Source organism: Duganella zoogloeoides (genome assembly GCF_034479515.1).
Lineage (GTDB): Bacteria > Pseudomonadota > Gammaproteobacteria > Burkholderiales > Burkholderiaceae_D > Rugamonas > Rugamonas zoogloeoides.
Window position 1 is genome coordinate 2,416,801 of record NZ_CP140152.1, and the last position, 15,722, is coordinate 2,432,522.

The window sequence follows — 15,722 nt, forward strand, 5'->3', positions numbered from 1 at the left end:
AACTGCCGATCACCACTATGTTCAAACGACTCAAGCAACTGCTCAACCCCACGCCGCCGGCGCCGCAAGGCGACGAAATCCTGGTCAACGCCTACGCCACCGTGGCCCACCTGCCGCCGCGCGACTTCCCGCACGTGACGGGCGGCCTGCGCGGCCTGGCCGATCCCGAGCTGGCCAGGCACCTCAACGGTTTCATGCACCATGTCGCAGATGCCGGCCAGGGCAAGATGACGCGCACCCGCTACCACGTGATCCGCCACATCCAGCGCGTGCAGCAGCATGCCAGCCTGGCGCTGGCGCCGGCCGACATGCCGGCCATGCTGGCGTGGGCCCAGGACGCCAACGCCATCCTGTTCATGGCCGACGGCAGCGTGCTCGATCCGCAGGGTCGCGCGCTGCTCAAACCCGCTGCCGCCGATGGTGATTCGCAAGCGGCGCTGCCATACCCGCCCGCGGCGTGGGACCGCAAGGCCCGCACCGATGCGTTCCTGGCCCAGCGCCAAGTGACGGTGCCGGCCGACCTGCCGCCCGTGGTCTCCGAGCCCGAACTACGCCTGCGCACGCCGGAAGACGTATTGCGGCGCATGCTGGCGCTGTTCGTCGTGGCGATCCGCGCCGAGTCGTTGACGGGCGAGCGCCCGATTGCGGTGGCCGACCTGCAGCAGCGCTTTCCGCCGGCGTTTGCCGGTCTCACCGAACTGGAACGCGACTTCCTGGCCAAGGATGCGCCCACCGCGCAGGAAATCACCCAGTTCCTGTGGCGCTATGAGGCGATCCTGGTGCTGCAATGGGCGCTCGGTTTGCAGGAAGCGCTGCCGTTCCCCGACGCGATCTGCGATGTGGCGGCCATTTCCAGCACCGTCATCGAACGCGGCACCGAAGGCTTGCGCAAGCAGCCGGTCGTGCGCAGCGCTGCCGAGGTACTCGACGCACTGGACCTGCACTACCGCCTGCACTGGGCCTCGCGCCAGGCGCTGCTCAAGAAAACTGCGGTGCCTGCGGGCCTGAACGACAGCGTCCTGCAGGAGCGCCACCACGCGCTGAACTGGCTGGTGCGCTTCGAGGACCGTGAATGGGACGAGGTCGATACGCCGACCTGAGCCGCCTAAGTAAAACCCGTATGTACGCTACCGAACGGAATCAAATGTTTACCGAGAGTATATTTCACTGATCCCAGAGCAATCCTTGGGCTTAACTGAAGGAGCGAACATGAACAAGAAAATTATCCTCGGCGCAGTATTGGCAGCATTCGTGGGCACGATGGGCAGCGCCATCGCCCAAGGTCGCGGCAACGACGACCATCGCGGTAAACCCGACAAGCACGACAACAAGGGCAACAACAAGTACAAGGACAAGCACGACGACCGTCGCGACTTCGATGGCGATCGCCGCAACGACCGCTACGATTATCGCCATGACAATCGTGGCGCGAACAACGGCGCCCATCGTGGCGCCGGTCCGCGCCACGACCTGTACAAGGGCCATCGCCTGCCGCCGCAGTACCGCAGCAAGCAGTACGTGGTGGACAACTGGCGCACCCATCGCCTGAGCGCACCACCGCGCGGCTACCACTGGGTGCAGACCGGCGCCGACTACGTGCTGGTGGGGATCGCCACCGGCGTGATCGCGACACTGATCCTGTCGAATTGATCTTGACGGTAGTAGCAATGACGGGCCGCAGCGATGCGGCCTTTTTTTCGTCCGCAGTTCAGCGTGGCGCGCGGCCGATTGCCGCGTCGATCACTTCGCGCATGTGCTGCGCGTGCAGCCGCTCCTCTTCGGTCGCCGCACGGGCCGACCCATGGGCCGGCCCAGCGGCTGGCTCGCGGGCTTCGGCCAGCGCCTGTTCCAGGTAGGCGTCTTCCGTGCCGAACCACTGATCCGCGACCTCCGCACCCAGCAAGCGCTCGCGCAGCTGCCGGCGCTGCGCCTGCCAACTTGCCAGCCGGTGCAGGTCGGGATCGTCGCCTAAATTTTGTGCCGCCAACAGCGTGGCATGAGCGGCCAGATAGCGGTCGTACCGTGCGGCCAGCGCTTGCGCCTCGGCTGCGGCGCCACCGGGCAGCCTGCGGTGCAGGTGGTCATTGAGTTGTTGCAGGCGCTGCGGATTGCGTCGGTCGTTCAAATACCGCTCCATCACCATTCGCAGCGCGTGGTCGGCAACCAGTCGCTGGTCGTCGGTCAGCGCCAGGTCGGGCGGAACCGCAGGCAGCAGGGCACCCCGCGCGTGCGCAGTGGCCGTGTTCGCAGACTGGTCTGCCGGCGGCGAATCGCCAGCCGCGCCGGGCGGCGCTGGCATCGGGCCGCCTGGCGTGCCGGCTGCGCCGGTTGCCATCGCGTGGTCGGCCGGCCGTGCAGCCGTTGCCGGCAATGGCAATCCCGGTGCGACCATGCCCGGCGCCATTGCCGCTGCCAGCACCGTGGCGGCGAGCACCAGCGTGGCTGCCGCTACCATGGGCGCTGCCTGCATCAGTAGGACGGCCAGCCGTTGGTGAAGAACAGGTCGCTCATGAACAGCACCGGGGTGTAGTTGTTCTGGCTGTCGAGCGCATGGCGCGCCAGCACGCCATTGCTGATCGACTCGGCGCCCGGCGCGATGAAGCGGCCGCCACCCGCATCGAGCACGGTACCGCCGCCATTGCGCATGTCCACGCCGTTCTTGTCGAGGTACGGTCCCGTGACACTGGTCGAGCGGCCGTAGGCGATACGGTAGGTGCTGTTGGCGCCGTCGCAGCATTTACCCTTGGAGACGAACAGATAGTAATACGAACCATTGGCCACGATGAACGGGTTTTCGATGCCGATCGAGTCGGTTGCCAGCCGGGTCCTGGCACCAAAAGGTTTCAGGGTGTTGGCATCGACCCGCGTAATGTAGATCCCGGTCCAGAACGAGCCATAGCTGAGCCAAGGCTGGCCGGCTTTGTCGACGAAGAAATTGGGATCGATGGCGTTGAAGTTGTCGCCGGGAGCCGAGGTGATGACGACGCCCTGGTCCACCCAGTTACCCTGGGCGATGCTCGATGCCGTGGCCAGCCCGATGGCCGACTTCTGGCTGCCGAAGGTCGACACCGCGTAGTACAGGATTGCTTTGCCATTCCACTCGTGCAGATCGGGCGCCCATACCTGCTTTTTATTGCCGTTGTACTGGCCCCACCACGACAGGCCGTTGCCGAAAATCGGCACGCCCTGGGTCCACGCGCGGCCGTTGGCCGAGTACTTGACGCCGACACCGTTGTCGCTGGTTTCCACGATCCACCAGGTGCTGGCGGCCTTGTACAGGTGCGGATCGTGGGTGACGATATCACCGGTCAAGGTCCAGGTGGCGGCAGCCGCGCCGGCCGAGGCGATGGCCAGGCAGCCGGCGGCCGCCCATTGTTTCAGGTGCTTCAGGGTTGTCATGAGGTCTCCGTTTTTTTTATCGATGCCGTTGCTGCGGCAGTACCTCATGCTGTGCCCGGTTCGCTTGCGCGTCTAATCAAATTTTTGAGTGCAGCGATATCGTGAAGCGTATCGCTGCTACAAATATATATGTAGTCAGATTACTAAAAAATGTGGTTAAAGAGGAAAATATTTTCTGCATGATGTGCGAATTGAATGTAGTTCTGCTACATTTTGTGCGGGAGACATGATTCCCAAAAACATAACGACAAGGACACGATGATGACCCAGACGAGACTACGCAACATCGCGCGCATGCTGTGCGCCGCCGGCCTGCTCGGCGCTGTCATGGCGCCCGCGCACGCCGCCCTCAACCCCGCCGACACGTCGGTGCAAATGTTCCGCTGGAAGTGGAACGACATCGCCAAAGAATGCACGAGCTTCCTCGGCCCGCAGGGCTTCGGCGCCGTGCAGGTGTCGCCGCCGACCGCTGCGGCCAGCCTGGGCACGTGGTGGGATGTGTACCAGCCGGTCAATTTCAATTCCCTCAAGAGCAATATGGGGACCGAGGCCGAGTTCAAGGCCATGGTCAACACCTGTCATGCGGCCAAGGTACGCATCTACGTGGACGTGGTGGTCAATCACGTGGCGGCCGGCGCCGGCACCGCCACCGACGGTTCGACCTGGAATTCCAGGTCGCTGACGTACCCGTTCTTCAGTGCCAGCGATTTCCACCCGGCGTGCGACATCGGCGGCGGCGACTACGGCTACCCCGGCAACCGCAACAACGTGATGGTATGCCGCCTGAGCGGCCTGCCCGACCTGAAAACCGAGGGCAGCTACGTGCAAGGCCAGGTGAAAACTTACCTGAACAAGCTGGTGGCGCTGGGCGTGGACGGCTTGCGCTTCGACGCGGCCAAGCACATGCAGCCGGCCGACATCCAGGCCATCATGAGCGGCGTCACGTCAACTACCACGTCCGGCGAGCCGCTGTGGGTGACGCAGGAGGTGATCCCGGACAGCAACGTGGTGCGTTCGACCTATTTTGCGGCCGGCACCCTCAACGAATTCCAGTACTCGTACGCATTGAAGGCCATGTTCCGCAACGAGAACGGCGCCAGCCTGTCGCAGGTGCGCACCATCATGGGCTCGCCAGGCAACTGGGGCGGCAGCTGGGGTTTCATCCCGAGCGACAAGGCGACCGTGTTCGTCAACAACTGGGATACCGAGCGCAATGGCAGCTCGCTGGTCGCCAGCAACTATGTTGCGGGCAGCATCAATGACACGCAGGGCACCAAGCGCTACGACCTGGCCAATATCTTCATGCTGGCGTGGCCGTATGGCGCCGCGCAACTGCATTCGGGGTTCCGTTTTACCAGCTACGACCAGGCGCCGCCGTCGGCCAGCCCGTTCGATGCCAACGGCAATCCCGTCATCAACCAGCAGTGGGATTTCATTCACCGCTGGAGCGATATCTCGAACATGGTGGCGTTCCGCGCGGTGACGCGCGGGCAGGGCGTCGATAACTTCACCACTGGCACCGCCAACCAGGTCGCGTTTGCGCGCGGCGCCAAGGGCTACGTGGCGATCAACAACGACAGCGCGCCGTGGAACGTCTCACTGCAAACCCAGCTGCCAGCCGGCACCTACTGCAACGTGGTGCAGGGCCAGTTGAACGGCACGGCTTCCGCGTGCACGGGCGGCAGCGTCACCGTGGCCGCCAATGGCGTCATCAGCGTGAGCATTCCGGGCAATGGCGGATCGAGCGTGCCGGCGGTGGCCCTGCACGTCAACCAGAAAATCGCCGGCAGCGGCGGTGGCGGTGGGGGAGGCACCTGCACCTCGGTACCGGTGACGTTCCGCGTGGCCAACGCCAACACCGCGTTCGGACAAAACCTGAACGTGGTGGGCAACCAGGCCGCACTGGGCAACTGGACGCCGGGCGCCGGCACCCAGATGACGATCGAAGGCAGCGGCGCCAACGTGCCGTGGTCGAGCACGGTGCAACTGCCGCCGGCCACGGCGATCCAGTACAAGTTCGTCAAGGTTGGCGCTTCGGCCGTGTGGGAGAGTAACCAGGCAACCGCCAGCGGCAACCGCGAGGCAACCACGCCGGGATGCGGCGGTTCGCTCACGCTCGACGGCGGCAGCTTCAGGAATTAGAACCTGTCCCGGCAGGGACAGGTTCTTAATGCAGGTTCGCCGGTACGGCTTTTTGCTGCTGTACCAGGATGAACGGGCTGACCACGGACGCCCACAGCTGGGCGTTCGATTCCAGCCAGCCTTGCGCCTGCTGGTCGCTGACCTTGGCCAGCAGGCCGGCCTCCATCCACCTGGCGATATTGTCTTTGTCGTCGTGCGAGATGCGCACGGCGACGTCGACCAGGTCGAGCGAGTCGGCCACCCACACCACGTTGCCCTGGGCGAAGTGCTTGAGCAGTTCGGTCCATGGCAGGCGCGCGGTTTCGCGGTTGACCTTGTCGCGCAATTCGGTATCTTTTTCTGGTTTGGTTTGCATATCAAATAACTTCTACTGTAGGTTGCGGATTGCCGCGCCATGTTAACCGATAGACCGCGCCTTTGCGCACATTGCCCACCAGCGCAGGGCGGAAACATGCCAGGTTGGTGCCGCCCGGGCGCCGCACGCTCGGGTACAGCACACCGAGCGACCCGCCGTCGAGCAGGCGTTCGGCCAGCGTTTGCGAGTCGACATAGCTGTCCGGCGCCAGGCAGGCGGCGTAGCGCGGCTGGCCGCGCAGGTCGTGGAATGCCGCGGTGAAGTCGGCCAGCATGCACTGGTATTGCACGCTGTCGTCGAATCGGTTGATTTCAGCGTATTCCACGGTCTTGTGGAAGATGACTTCGGCCAGCGCGGTGTCGGCGTCGAACGCGCAATACCAGGCGCCGCGGCGGCTGTCGTTGAAGCGGCTGCCTTGCGGATGGGCGTAGGTGTAGGCGGCGTTGATGATGCGGAAGTTCGGCACGCCGAACACCAGTTCATCGACGCTGATGCCGGACGCGCCGCCGTTCTGCGTGCGCAGGCGGGCATTGGTGGCGTTATCGAGATCGAACAGGTCGCGCAGGTGGGCGTCGTCCTCGGCCAGCGGCGCCAGCACCGAGTCCTCGACATCGGCAAAACGCGACGGCAGCAGCCGGCAGGTGTCGAACTGGCGCAGCGCGGTCAGTGGTGGCACCAGGCTGACCACCACTACAGGCCCCCGCGCCGGGCGTCGAGCAGCTGGCGCACGGTTTGCATGGCCAGCAGGCCACCACCGAGCATGTAGACAAGCGGCGTGCGGCCTTCGAAAATCTGGTTGGTATTGGGCAGGTTGACCCATTCGTCGGCGAGCTTGTCGCCGTACAGGATGTGCAGCGCCTTGTAGATGCCGAGCAGGTAGGAGATGCGCGTGATGCAATCGACTTCCAATACCCGTTCCGGCTTCTTTTTCCAGTCGTACCAGGCGCTGTTGGACAGGCCGCCGAGCAGCTGGCGTGCATCCTCGTCGCGTACCTTCCAGGTGGCGGCCAGCTTGAAAAAGCCCTTGAGCGCGGACGTGGACAACCGCTCGCGCTCGGCCTTGGCGTTCAGATCGACTAGGACGGTGGGCTCGAAGCGGCTGCGGGGGTAGGCATAATTGAGCATAAATCCTCCGGTAATGGATTGTTTATACTCCGTTTTCGGATGAAATGCAATCTCACGCTGCTTCGGCGTGCTCCACCAGCAGCTGCACCTTGGTCACGCCGTTGAACTCGTTGGCATCGAGCCGGAACGCCACCCTGGCGCGGTCGCCGAGAGAATCGATGTGGCCGAACCAGATCGCATCGTAGCGGGCGCCGTTCTTTTCCAGCAGCAGTTTCAGATGGCGCTCCTTGAGGATGCGCTGGCTCACCACGCGGAATTCGTCGCAGAACACCGGCGGCGCGAAGCCCTGGCCCCACACCTGGCCGGCCATCAGGTCGATAAACGAGGTGGTGTAATAGGCATCTTCGAGCGGGCCGTCGGTTTCGATCACGCGTTCCAGTTGCTGCTCGGTGAGCCAGGCGCGGCCCACTTCCTCGAAGGCGATCGAGAACGCCTCGAAGGCGTCGGCGCGCAGGGTCAAGCCGGCGGCCATGGCGTGGCCGCCGAACTTGTCGATCAGGCTGGGCGCCTTTTTATACACGAGGTCGAGCGCGTCGCGCAGGTGGAAGCCGGGGATCGACCGGCCGGAGCCCTTGATCCAGCCGTCGCCGGCCGGCGCGAAGGTAATCGTCGGGCGGAAAAATTTTTCCTTTAAACGCGAGGCGACGATGCCGATCACGCCCTGGTGCCAGCTGTCGTCGAACACGCAGATGGTGCTGCTGTTGGCCGGCTCGAAGGTGTCCAGGTGCAGCAGCGCCGTGTCCTGCATGTCCGCTTCAATCTCGCGGCGTTTCAGGTTGATGTCGTTCAGTTGCTGGGCCAGCACCCAGGCGCGGTCCTCGTCGTCGGTGACCAGGCATTCGATCCCGAGCGACATGTCTTCCAGGCGGCCGGCCGCGTTCAGGCGCGGGCCCAGCGCAAAACCGAGGTCGAATGGCGACGCCGTGCGCGGGTTGCGCCCGGCCACGCGGAACAGCGCGGCCACGCCCGCGTGCATCTGGCCCGCGCGCATGCGTTTGAGTCCCTGGGCGACCAGGATGCGGTTGTTGGGGTCGAGCCGCACGACGTCGGCCACCGTGCCCAGCGCCACCAGGTCGAGCAGTTCCTGCAGCTTCGGCTGGGTCCTGGTGTCGAACACACCGCGCTCGCGCAATTCCGCGCGCAACGCCAGCAGCACGTAGAACACCACGCCCACGCCGGCGATGTGTTTACTGGGGAAACCGCACTCGGGCTGGTTCGGGTTGACGATCACGCGCGCAGCGGGCAGGGTGTCGGCCGGCAGGTGGTGGTCGGTGACCACCACTTCGATGCCACGGCGGTTGGCTTCGGCCACGCCGTCGATGCTGGCGATGCCGTTATCGACCGTGATGATGATGTCGGGCTGCTTTTCGCGCGCGGTCAATGCCACGATCTCGGGCGTGAGGCCGTAGCCGTACTCGAAGCGGTTGGGCACGATGTAGTCGATGTCGGCGCCCATCTGGCGCAGGCCGCGCAGGGCCACGGCGCAGGCAGTGGCGCCGTCGCAGTCGTAGTCGGCCACGATGACCATGCGCTTTTTGGCGGCAATCGAATCGGCCAGGAACACGGCGGCAGCGCCGATATTCATCAGGCCCGACGGTGGGATCATGGCCGACAGCTCGCTCGACAGATCCCTGGCGTCGGTCAGGCCGCGCGCCGCGTACAGGCGCGCCAGCACCGGGTGGATGCCTTCCTGGCGCAGCACTTCTGATTCACGGAACGGGATGGGGCGAATGGCGATGCGGGTCATGTCAGGCTTGCTTCAATAAGTTCAGGTTCGGCTGGCGCCAGAATTTGCGCTGGGCCATTTTCGTGCTGATCACTTCCAGCCAGCTTTCGCGGTGGCTCAGCATCAGGTGCACGCGGCCCACGCGGCCGTCCTTCAGCGCGGCCAGCAGCGGCGCACACCAGTGCTGGTCGATATGCTGCAAGGCGGCGATCCACTCGGCCCACTCGCTGGCCTGGCCCGGCGCGATCAGGTCGGCCACCACGGCCACGCTGTGGCCAGGGCGGGCGAGCAGTTGGTCCACGCTGGCCTGGCGCAGTTCGGGCGCCGCCAGTGCTTGCAGCCACGACGGCCCGCCGCTGACCGCCAGCGTTGGCGCCGATGCTGGCGCAGCGTTCGAAGACCCACCCCAGCACCAGTAAGAATTCACCGACGGCAGCCCGCGCGCTTCGCGCGCAGCGTTGACCGGGTGCTGGTGCCACAACATCTGGATTTCGTTTTGCAGGCGCCGGTAGTCGCGCGCGCGGTCGCCCTCGGGCAGCCAGTCGCCGAGGTTCTGGTTTACCACCGAATCGGGCGAGGCGGTGGCCAGTTCGGCCCAGTCGTCGGCGCGCACGAACCACAGGCCCGGCGCGGCAAACAGCAGCGGCTTGCCCAGTTCCTCGAAATACGGGCGGGCGGCATCGTACAGGGCGCGGGCGTCGGCTTCGTCCAGTTGCAGTGCGCGCGGGTCGGCCAGCGACGGATGGGTGCTCGACACTTGTATGTGCGCCGGTTGCAGGATCAGCCAGTGGCCTGCGGCCGCTTGCGCCGACAGGCCGCAGCCGCGCATGCAGGCGCCGGCCAGCGGCGCGCCGGTCTGGAACGTGATGGGCGAAGGCACCAGGTCGAGGGTGCGCGCCAGCCAGGCTTCATGCGGCAACACCCGGCTGTGCTGGGTAAAACTGTGCAGCTGTTGCTGGCTGTGGCGGCCGAGCAGGGCGGCCAGGGCCGGGGCTTGCAGGGCGCGCAGCAGGTGCGGCGCCATTTCCGCCGGAGGCAGGGCGAAGGGCAGGGCGAGGGTGATATCGGTCATCCCGAGATTGTAGGCGATTGCGGCGCACGACGAGGGATTGTTTAAAAAGTCGCCGCACACCGCGCAAACTTGAATAGTTGCACTGAAGAAAACTGTATTATTTCACGCACAAAACAATTACAAATAAAAAATTATAGTTATCTAAATCAAATCTTCGCTATAATCTCGACAACAAACATGAATGCAAGTCATCACCCAGTCCCGTGATGGCCCCGTAACACCCCATTACCGCCGCTGCACCACCCGAAATCACGTTTCGCTGCGCCGGCTCACTGTCGATAAAAAAACGAACTGAAGAAAGCGAACGCATGAGCTCGATCAATCTTGCTACCACTATTCACATTTGCGAAGATACCGAAGGTAGCTTCGAGATCCGTGACATCCTGGCCAGCGCCGGTTACACCCCCAATGCCGGCAACACGCTCAAGATCAACGCCGTGTCGGTGGTGCTGCCCGATGGTACGGTCACCAGCAAGGACAGCCCGCTGTTCGGCAAGATCGATGCGGATACCCTGTATGTTCGTCCGGGGCAGTGGGCCGCCAACTACAACGGCGAGTTCGTCACCTACGAGTTCGTGCTCGACCAGGGCACCAAGGGCAATACGATCACCCTGAACCTGCGCGTGATCGTCGATCCGGTCAACGACGCCCCGACCGGCGCCGACAAAATCTTCGACCTCGACAATGGCAGCCCGGTGACGCTCACCCAGGCCGATTTCGGCTTTGTGGATGCCGTCGAGCACGACGCGTTCCAGTCCGTGATCATCACCGCGTTGCCGCCGGCCGGCACCCTCAAGCTGAACGGCGTGGCCGTCGCCCTGAACACCGAGATTTCCGCCGCCGACATCCAGGCTGGCAAACTGGTTTTCGAGCCGAGCCAGAGCACGGCCGGCACCTTCGAAGTCGGCTTCAAGGTGCGCGATGCGGGCGGCCTGGTCGGCTGCGGCGCGGCCGATACCAGCGCCACCCCGAACTACCTCACCTTCAAGATTCCGCCAGCGCACCTGGGCGACCTGGTCTGGGAAGACGCCAACGGCAACGGGCTGCAAGATGCCGGCGAAGCGGGCGTGGCCGGCGTGGAAGTGCAACTGAAAGCGGCCAACGGCGACGTCGTGGCTACCACCACCACCGACGCCAGCGGCAACTACCACTTCGACGTCGCAGCCGGCACCTATTCGGTGACGGTCAAGGCCCCGGCCGGCTACGCCGTGGCCGCGCAAGCGCAAGGCGCCGATGGCGCGCTCGACAGCGACATCGATGCCAGCGGCAACACCGGCCTGATCAACCTGGCCGCCAACACCACCAATAACAATGTCGATGCCGGCCTGTACCGTCCAGCCACGCTGGGCGACACCGTCTGGTACGACACCAACCGCAACGGCGTGCAGGACGGTGGCGAAGGCGGCGTGGCGGGCGTGCGCGTGACCCTGCTCGACGCCGCCGGCCAGCCGGCGGGCACGGCAGTCACCGACGCCGACGGCCACTACCAGTTCAGCAACCTGAAACCGGGCGCCTACAGCGTCCAGTTCGACAAGGCCACGCTGCCGGCCAACTACCTGTTCACGGCCCAGGGCCAGGGCGCCGACCGCGCGCTCGACTCCGACGCCAACGTCGATACCGGCGTCACCGCGCAAGTGGTGCTGGCCTCGGGCGACAGCGTGCAGCACCTGGACGCCGGCCTGGTAATCCAGCAAAGCACCGTGGGCGACCGCGTGTGGGAAGACCGCAACGGCAACGGCGTGCAGGATGCCGGCGAAGCGGGCATCGACGGCGTGGTCGTCAACCTGAAGGACGCCAACGGCAACGTGGTGGCTAGCGTGACCACCCATGACGGCGGCCAGTACGGCTTCACCGTCGATCCGGGCACGTACTCGGTGGCGGTAGCGCCGCCGGCCGGCTATGTATTTACCGCTGCCGGCCAGGGCGCCAATGGCGCGCTCGACAGCGACGTGGACGCCAATGGCCAGGCCACCGTGGTGCTGGCCCCGGGCCAGAACAACCTCGACATCGACGCCGGCCTGTACCGTCCAGCATCGATCAGCGAATTCGTCTGGTTCGACAAGAACCGTGACGGCCTGGTCAGCGAAGGCGAAACCGGCGCTGCCGGCGTGCGCGTCACCTTGCTCGACGCCAACGGCAACGCCGTGCCGGGCGCCGTGGCCACCACCGACGCCAACGGCCACTACCAGTTCACCGGCCTGCAGCCGGGCACGTACAGCGTGCAATTCGATAAATCGACCTTGCCAGCCGGCTATGCACTGACCACCGCCAGCACCGGCGCGCCGGGCAGCGGCGGCTCCGACGCCAACCTCGATACCGGCGCGACCGGCAAGGTCACGCTGGCCTCGGGCGACGACGTGACCGTGCGCGCCGGCCTGGTGGCCCAGAAAGCCACCATCGGCGACCGCGTGTGGGAAGACAGCAATGCCAACGGCGTGCAGGATGCGGGCGAAGCCGGCATCGTCGGCGCCACCGTGCAATTGAAGGACAGCACCGGCAAGATCGTGCAGACCACCACCACCGGCATCGACGGCAACTACAGCTTCTCGGCCGACGCCGGCACCTACACGGTTGCCGTCACCGCGCCCAAGGGCTATGTATTCACCACCGCCAACGCGGGCATCGATACCGCGCTCGACAGCAATGTCGGCAGCACCGGCCAGAGCGGCCAGATCACCGTGGCCAACGGCGAAACCAATAACACCATCGATGCCGGCCTGTACAAGACCGCCAGCGTGGGCGACCGCGTGTGGTTCGACAAGAACGGCAACGGCTTGCAGGACAGTGGCGAAGCCGGCATTTGCAACGTCAAGGTGACTTTGCTCGATGCTAACGGCAAGCAGGTCGGTGCGGCGGTGTGGACCGACGCCAACGGCAACTACCAGTTCACCAACCTCAAGCCTGGCACCTACAGCGTGCAGTTCGACAAATCGACGCTGCCAGAAGGCATGAGCTTTACCACCGCCCATGCCGGCAGCAACGACAAGGTCGATTCCGACGCCAGCGCCAGCGGCCTGACGCACAGCTTCACGCTGGTTTCCGGCGAAGTGAACAACAGCGTCGATGCCGGCGTGGTGGCAGCTGCCACCATCGGCGACCGCGTGTGGCTCGACAAGAACGGCAACGGCATCCAGGACAGCGGCGAAAGCGGCAAGTCGGGCGTGACCATGGAACTGCGCGACAGCACCGGTAAAGTGGTCAAAACCACCACCACCGACAGCAACGGCAACTACAAGTTCGTGGTGGAAGCGGGTACCTACAGCGTGGCCATGAAACTGCCGAACGGCTACGCCGTCACCAAGCAAAACGTTGGCAGCAGCGATGCGGCGGACAGCGACGCCAGCGCCAGCGGCAACCTCGGCTCGGTCACCGTCGCCGCCGGCCAGAACGTCACCAACATGGATGCCGGCATCTACCAGACCGGCGCCATCGGCGACCGCGTGTGGCTCGACGCCAATGGCGACGGCATCCAGCAAAGCAACGAGAGCGGTGTGCGCGGCGTGAAAGTCACGCTGTTCGACGAGGCGGGCAAGGCGATCGCCACCGACGTCACCGACGCTTACGGCCAGTACCTGTTCAGCGACCTGGGCCCGGGCAAGTATTCGGTCAAGTTCGATGCGCCGGACGGCTATCTGTTCACCAAGCAGAACCAGGGCTACTACGACAGCATCGATTCGGACGCGGATGTCAACGGCGTGATTTCGCAGTTCACGCTGGCCTCGGGCGCCGTGGACCTGACCCGCGACGCCGGCCTGATCAAGGCATCGAGCATCGGCGACCGCGTGTGGGAAGACAGCAACTACAACGGCGTGCAGGATGCCGGCGAAAAAGGCGTCGATGGCGTGACCGTCAAGCTGTACGACGCCAACAATGTGCTCAAGGCCACCACCGTCACCCACGACGGCGGCCAGTACCTGTTCAGCGGCCTCACCGCCGGCAACTACAAGGTGGAAGTGACCAACAGCAGCGGCTGGTTCTTCACCAAGTCGGGCATGGGTAACGACAGCACCGATTCCGACATCACGAGTGTCAACGGCAACGTGGGCCGCACCGGCACCATCGCACTGGGTACGGGCCAGAACATCACCACCGAAGATGCCGGCATTTACCGCAAGGCCAGCATCGGCGACAAGGTCTGGCGCGACAGCAACCACAACGGCGTGCAGGATGCCGGCGAAGAAGGGATCGGCGGCGTGACCGTATCACTGTTCGATGCGGTAACGAAGAAGCAGCTGGGCGCTTCGGTCAAGACCGATGCCAACGGCAACTACAAGTTTGCCGACCTGACCCCGGGCAGCTACTACGTTCAGTTCGACAAGACCGACGTCAAGTTCAAGGGTGTCAACCTGAGCGACTGGAAGTGGGGCGTCAAGAACACCGGCACCAACGACGCCATCGACTCCGACGTGGCCGGCGACGGCAAGCTGCTTAACAACGTCACCAAGACCGATACCATCACCCTTACGTCCGGCAAGAACGACATGAGCTGGGACGCAGCGATCACCCCGATCGCGATTGACCTGAACGGCGACGGCATCCACACCATCGCCCGCGAAGACATGACCGGCAGCTTCGACCTGCTGGGCACCGGCAAGGCCATCCAGACCGGCTGGTTGTCCAAGGGCGACGGCTTCCTGGCCATCGACGGCAACCACAACGGCCAGATCGACGATATCAGCGAACTGTTCGGCGGGATGGGCAAAGGCGACGGCTTCGCCAAGCTGGCCAGCTACGACAGCAACGGCGACGGCGTGGTCGATGCACTCGATGCGGACTTCGCCAGCCTGTTGATCTGGCAGGACGCCAACAGCGACGGCAAGACCGACGCCGGCGAACTGGTGTCGCTCACGCAAGCCGGCGTGGTGAGCCTGAAGCTGGCCTATACCGACCTGGCGTTCCTCGATGCGAACAACAATCTGCACATGGAAAGCAGCACCGTCACGCTGGCCAACGGCCACAGCGCCGCCATGACCGACGTGTATTTCAACGTGGCCGCCAGCGACGCTGCCGACGCCGGCATCACGGCGCCGACCATCGACCAACTGATTGCCGATGCCGCCCAGGTGCAGCTGGTGGGGCAGTGTCCCGTGTTTGTGGTCTGAGTGATTTAAATCGATAACTATTTAATCAAGATAACCTAAGAGAATAAAATGAACATCACTTTGCAAAACGCCCTGAAATCGTCCGCTTTCGCCATCGCCATCGCCTTCTCCGGCGCCAGCTACGCGGCGCCGGCGCCGGTCGTCACCTACAACCAGAACCCGGTCGAAGGCGGCATGGTCTTCGATGCGGACGCCAAGTTCTTCAAGGAGCCGGCGGCTGGCGACTTCCACGCCCAGGGCGTGGCGCTGTACCAGATGACCAGCAACGACAGCTATGCCCAGCAGTTCTACGCCTATTGCTTCGCGCCGACGGTCGATACCCTGACCAATGCCATCTACACCGCCACCTTCAATGTGTTCGTCAAGGACTCGGTAAAGGCGCTGTTCGAAATGGCCTACGCCAATACCATTAGCAGCGTCGGCAGCGGCGACAATATCAACGCCCAGATCGCCTTCCAGCTGGCGCTGTGGGAACTGCAAGATGGCAACAGCGACCTGTTCTCGGGCGACCAGTACTACACGCGCGGCAATGACGCCAACGTGGAGGCCGCCCAGCTACTGATCGACAATATCCAGGGCTACCAGTTGAAAAACATGTACAGCTACACCTCGTTCACCGGTTTCGAGGGCACCGAGCAGTCGCAGACCATGCTGGGCGTGTCGTCCGTGTCGGCCGTGCCGGAAGTGCAAACCTGGGCCATGATGGGCCTGGGCCTGACGCTGGTGGGCGTGATGGGTCGCCGTCGCCGCAAGGATGACGACCTGGGCGACGAAAAGTTCTCCTGATTCGGTCGCATCGAA

12 protein-coding genes are annotated in these 15,722 nt (G+C 64.3%); 5 read left to right on the forward strand and 7 right to left on the reverse strand.

From position 1 onward, the window contains the following. Positions 1-17: 17 nt before the first annotated feature. Entirely contained in the window at positions 18-1,100 is a 1,083-nt protein-coding gene (locus SR858_RS10680) for a DUF4272 domain-containing protein (RefSeq protein ID WP_019920771.1), read from the forward strand. Positions 1,101-1,209: 109 nt separating this feature from the next. Beyond that, positions 1,210-1,650 carry an RcnB family protein gene (locus SR858_RS10685; protein WP_019920772.1) on the forward strand — a complete coding sequence of 147 codons (441 nt, stop codon included), beginning with the start codon at positions 1,210-1,212 and terminating at the stop codon, positions 1,648-1,650. A 58-nt stretch (positions 1,651-1,708) separates the two neighbouring features. Here the strand turns inward: SR858_RS10685 and SR858_RS10690 are convergent, their stop codons facing one another. Both SR858_RS10690 and SR858_RS10695 read right to left on the reverse strand, forming a co-directional pair. After that, entirely contained in the window at positions 1,709-2,470 is a 762-nt protein-coding gene (locus tag SR858_RS10690) for a lipase secretion chaperone (protein ID WP_084669847.1), read from the reverse strand. Further along, positions 2,470-3,399 carry a glycoside hydrolase family 43 protein gene (locus tag SR858_RS10695; RefSeq protein WP_040377538.1) on the reverse strand — a complete coding sequence of 310 codons (930 nt, stop codon included), beginning with the start codon at positions 3,397-3,399 and terminating at the stop codon, positions 2,470-2,472. The genes SR858_RS10690 and SR858_RS10695 overlap by 1 nt, the downstream gene beginning before the upstream one ends. A gap of 258 nt (positions 3,400-3,657) precedes the next feature. On the opposite strand from SR858_RS10695, the gene SR858_RS10700 reads away from it, so the two are divergent. Then, on the forward strand, positions 3,658-5,541 hold the full coding sequence (locus SR858_RS10700) for a carbohydrate-binding module family 20 domain-containing protein (protein WP_322534551.1): 1,884 nt from the start codon (positions 3,658-3,660) through the stop codon (positions 5,539-5,541). Positions 5,542-5,566: 25 nt separating this feature from the next. Here the strand turns inward: SR858_RS10700 and SR858_RS10705 are convergent, their stop codons facing one another. The 5 genes from SR858_RS10705 to SR858_RS10725 are packed head-to-tail and all read right to left on the reverse strand — an operon-like array spanning position 5,567 to position 9,819. Then, entirely contained in the window at positions 5,567-5,896 is a 330-nt protein-coding gene (locus SR858_RS10705; protein WP_019920776.1) for a DUF2288 domain-containing protein, read from the reverse strand. Between the two features lies 1 nt (position 5,897). Next, on the reverse strand, positions 5,898-6,587 hold the full coding sequence (locus SR858_RS10710) for an RES family NAD+ phosphorylase (RefSeq protein ID WP_019920777.1): 690 nt from the start codon (positions 6,585-6,587) through the stop codon (positions 5,898-5,900). Next, a complete protein-coding gene (locus tag SR858_RS10715) occupies positions 6,587-7,021 on the reverse strand; it encodes an antitoxin Xre/MbcA/ParS toxin-binding domain-containing protein (RefSeq protein ID WP_019920778.1) in 435 nt (144 codons plus the stop codon). The genes SR858_RS10710 and SR858_RS10715 overlap by 1 nt, the downstream gene beginning before the upstream one ends. A 52-nt stretch (positions 7,022-7,073) precedes the next feature. After that, complete coding sequence (recJ, locus tag SR858_RS10720) at positions 7,074-8,768, reverse strand: single-stranded-DNA-specific exonuclease RecJ (protein ID WP_019920779.1); 1,695 nt, start codon at positions 8,766-8,768, stop codon at positions 7,074-7,076. Between the two features lies 1 nt (position 8,769). After that, entirely contained in the window at positions 8,770-9,819 is a 1,050-nt protein-coding gene (locus SR858_RS10725) for a hypothetical protein (protein WP_019920780.1), read from the reverse strand. Positions 9,820-10,127: 308 nt separating this feature from the next. On the opposite strand from SR858_RS10725, the gene SR858_RS10730 reads away from it, so the two are divergent. Together SR858_RS10730 and SR858_RS10735 are read left to right on the forward strand one after the other, a co-directional pair. Further along, positions 10,128-14,921, forward strand: coding sequence for an SdrD B-like domain-containing protein (locus SR858_RS10730; protein WP_019920781.1), 4,794 nt, complete (start codon positions 10,128-10,130; stop codon positions 14,919-14,921). A 48-nt stretch (positions 14,922-14,969) separates the two neighbouring features. Further along, on the forward strand, positions 14,970-15,707 hold the full coding sequence (locus SR858_RS10735) for a PEP-CTERM sorting domain-containing protein (protein ID WP_019920782.1): 738 nt from the start codon (positions 14,970-14,972) through the stop codon (positions 15,705-15,707). Positions 15,708-15,722 lie beyond the last annotated feature (15 nt).

Coding starts and splice junctions, on each gene's coding strand:
- SR858_RS10705 (WP_019920776.1), bottom strand. CDS start 5,896: ATGCAAACCAAACCAGAAAAAGATACCGAATTGCGCGACAAGGTCAAC.
- SR858_RS10735 (WP_019920782.1), top strand. CDS start 14,970: ATGAACATCACTTTGCAAAACGCCCTGAAATCGTCCGCTTTCGCCATC.
- SR858_RS10715 (WP_019920778.1), bottom strand. CDS start 7,021: ATGCTCAATTATGCCTACCCCCGCAGCCGCTTCGAGCCCACCGTCCTA.
- SR858_RS10730 (WP_019920781.1), top strand. CDS start 10,128: ATGAGCTCGATCAATCTTGCTACCACTATTCACATTTGCGAAGATACC.
- SR858_RS10695 (WP_040377538.1), bottom strand. CDS start 3,399: ATGACAACCCTGAAGCACCTGAAACAATGGGCGGCCGCCGGCTGCCTG.
- SR858_RS10725 (WP_019920780.1), bottom strand. CDS start 9,819: ATGACCGATATCACCCTCGCCCTGCCCTTCGCCCTGCCTCCGGCGGAA.
- SR858_RS10685 (WP_019920772.1), top strand. CDS start 1,210: ATGAACAAGAAAATTATCCTCGGCGCAGTATTGGCAGCATTCGTGGGC.
- SR858_RS10680 (WP_019920771.1), top strand. CDS start 18: ATGTTCAAACGACTCAAGCAACTGCTCAACCCCACGCCGCCGGCGCCG.
- SR858_RS10700 (WP_322534551.1), top strand. CDS start 3,658: ATGATGACCCAGACGAGACTACGCAACATCGCGCGCATGCTGTGCGCC.
- SR858_RS10690 (WP_084669847.1), bottom strand. CDS start 2,470: ATGCAGGCAGCGCCCATGGTAGCGGCAGCCACGCTGGTGCTCGCCGCC.
- recJ (WP_019920779.1), bottom strand. CDS start 8,768: ATGACCCGCATCGCCATTCGCCCCATCCCGTTCCGTGAATCAGAAGTG.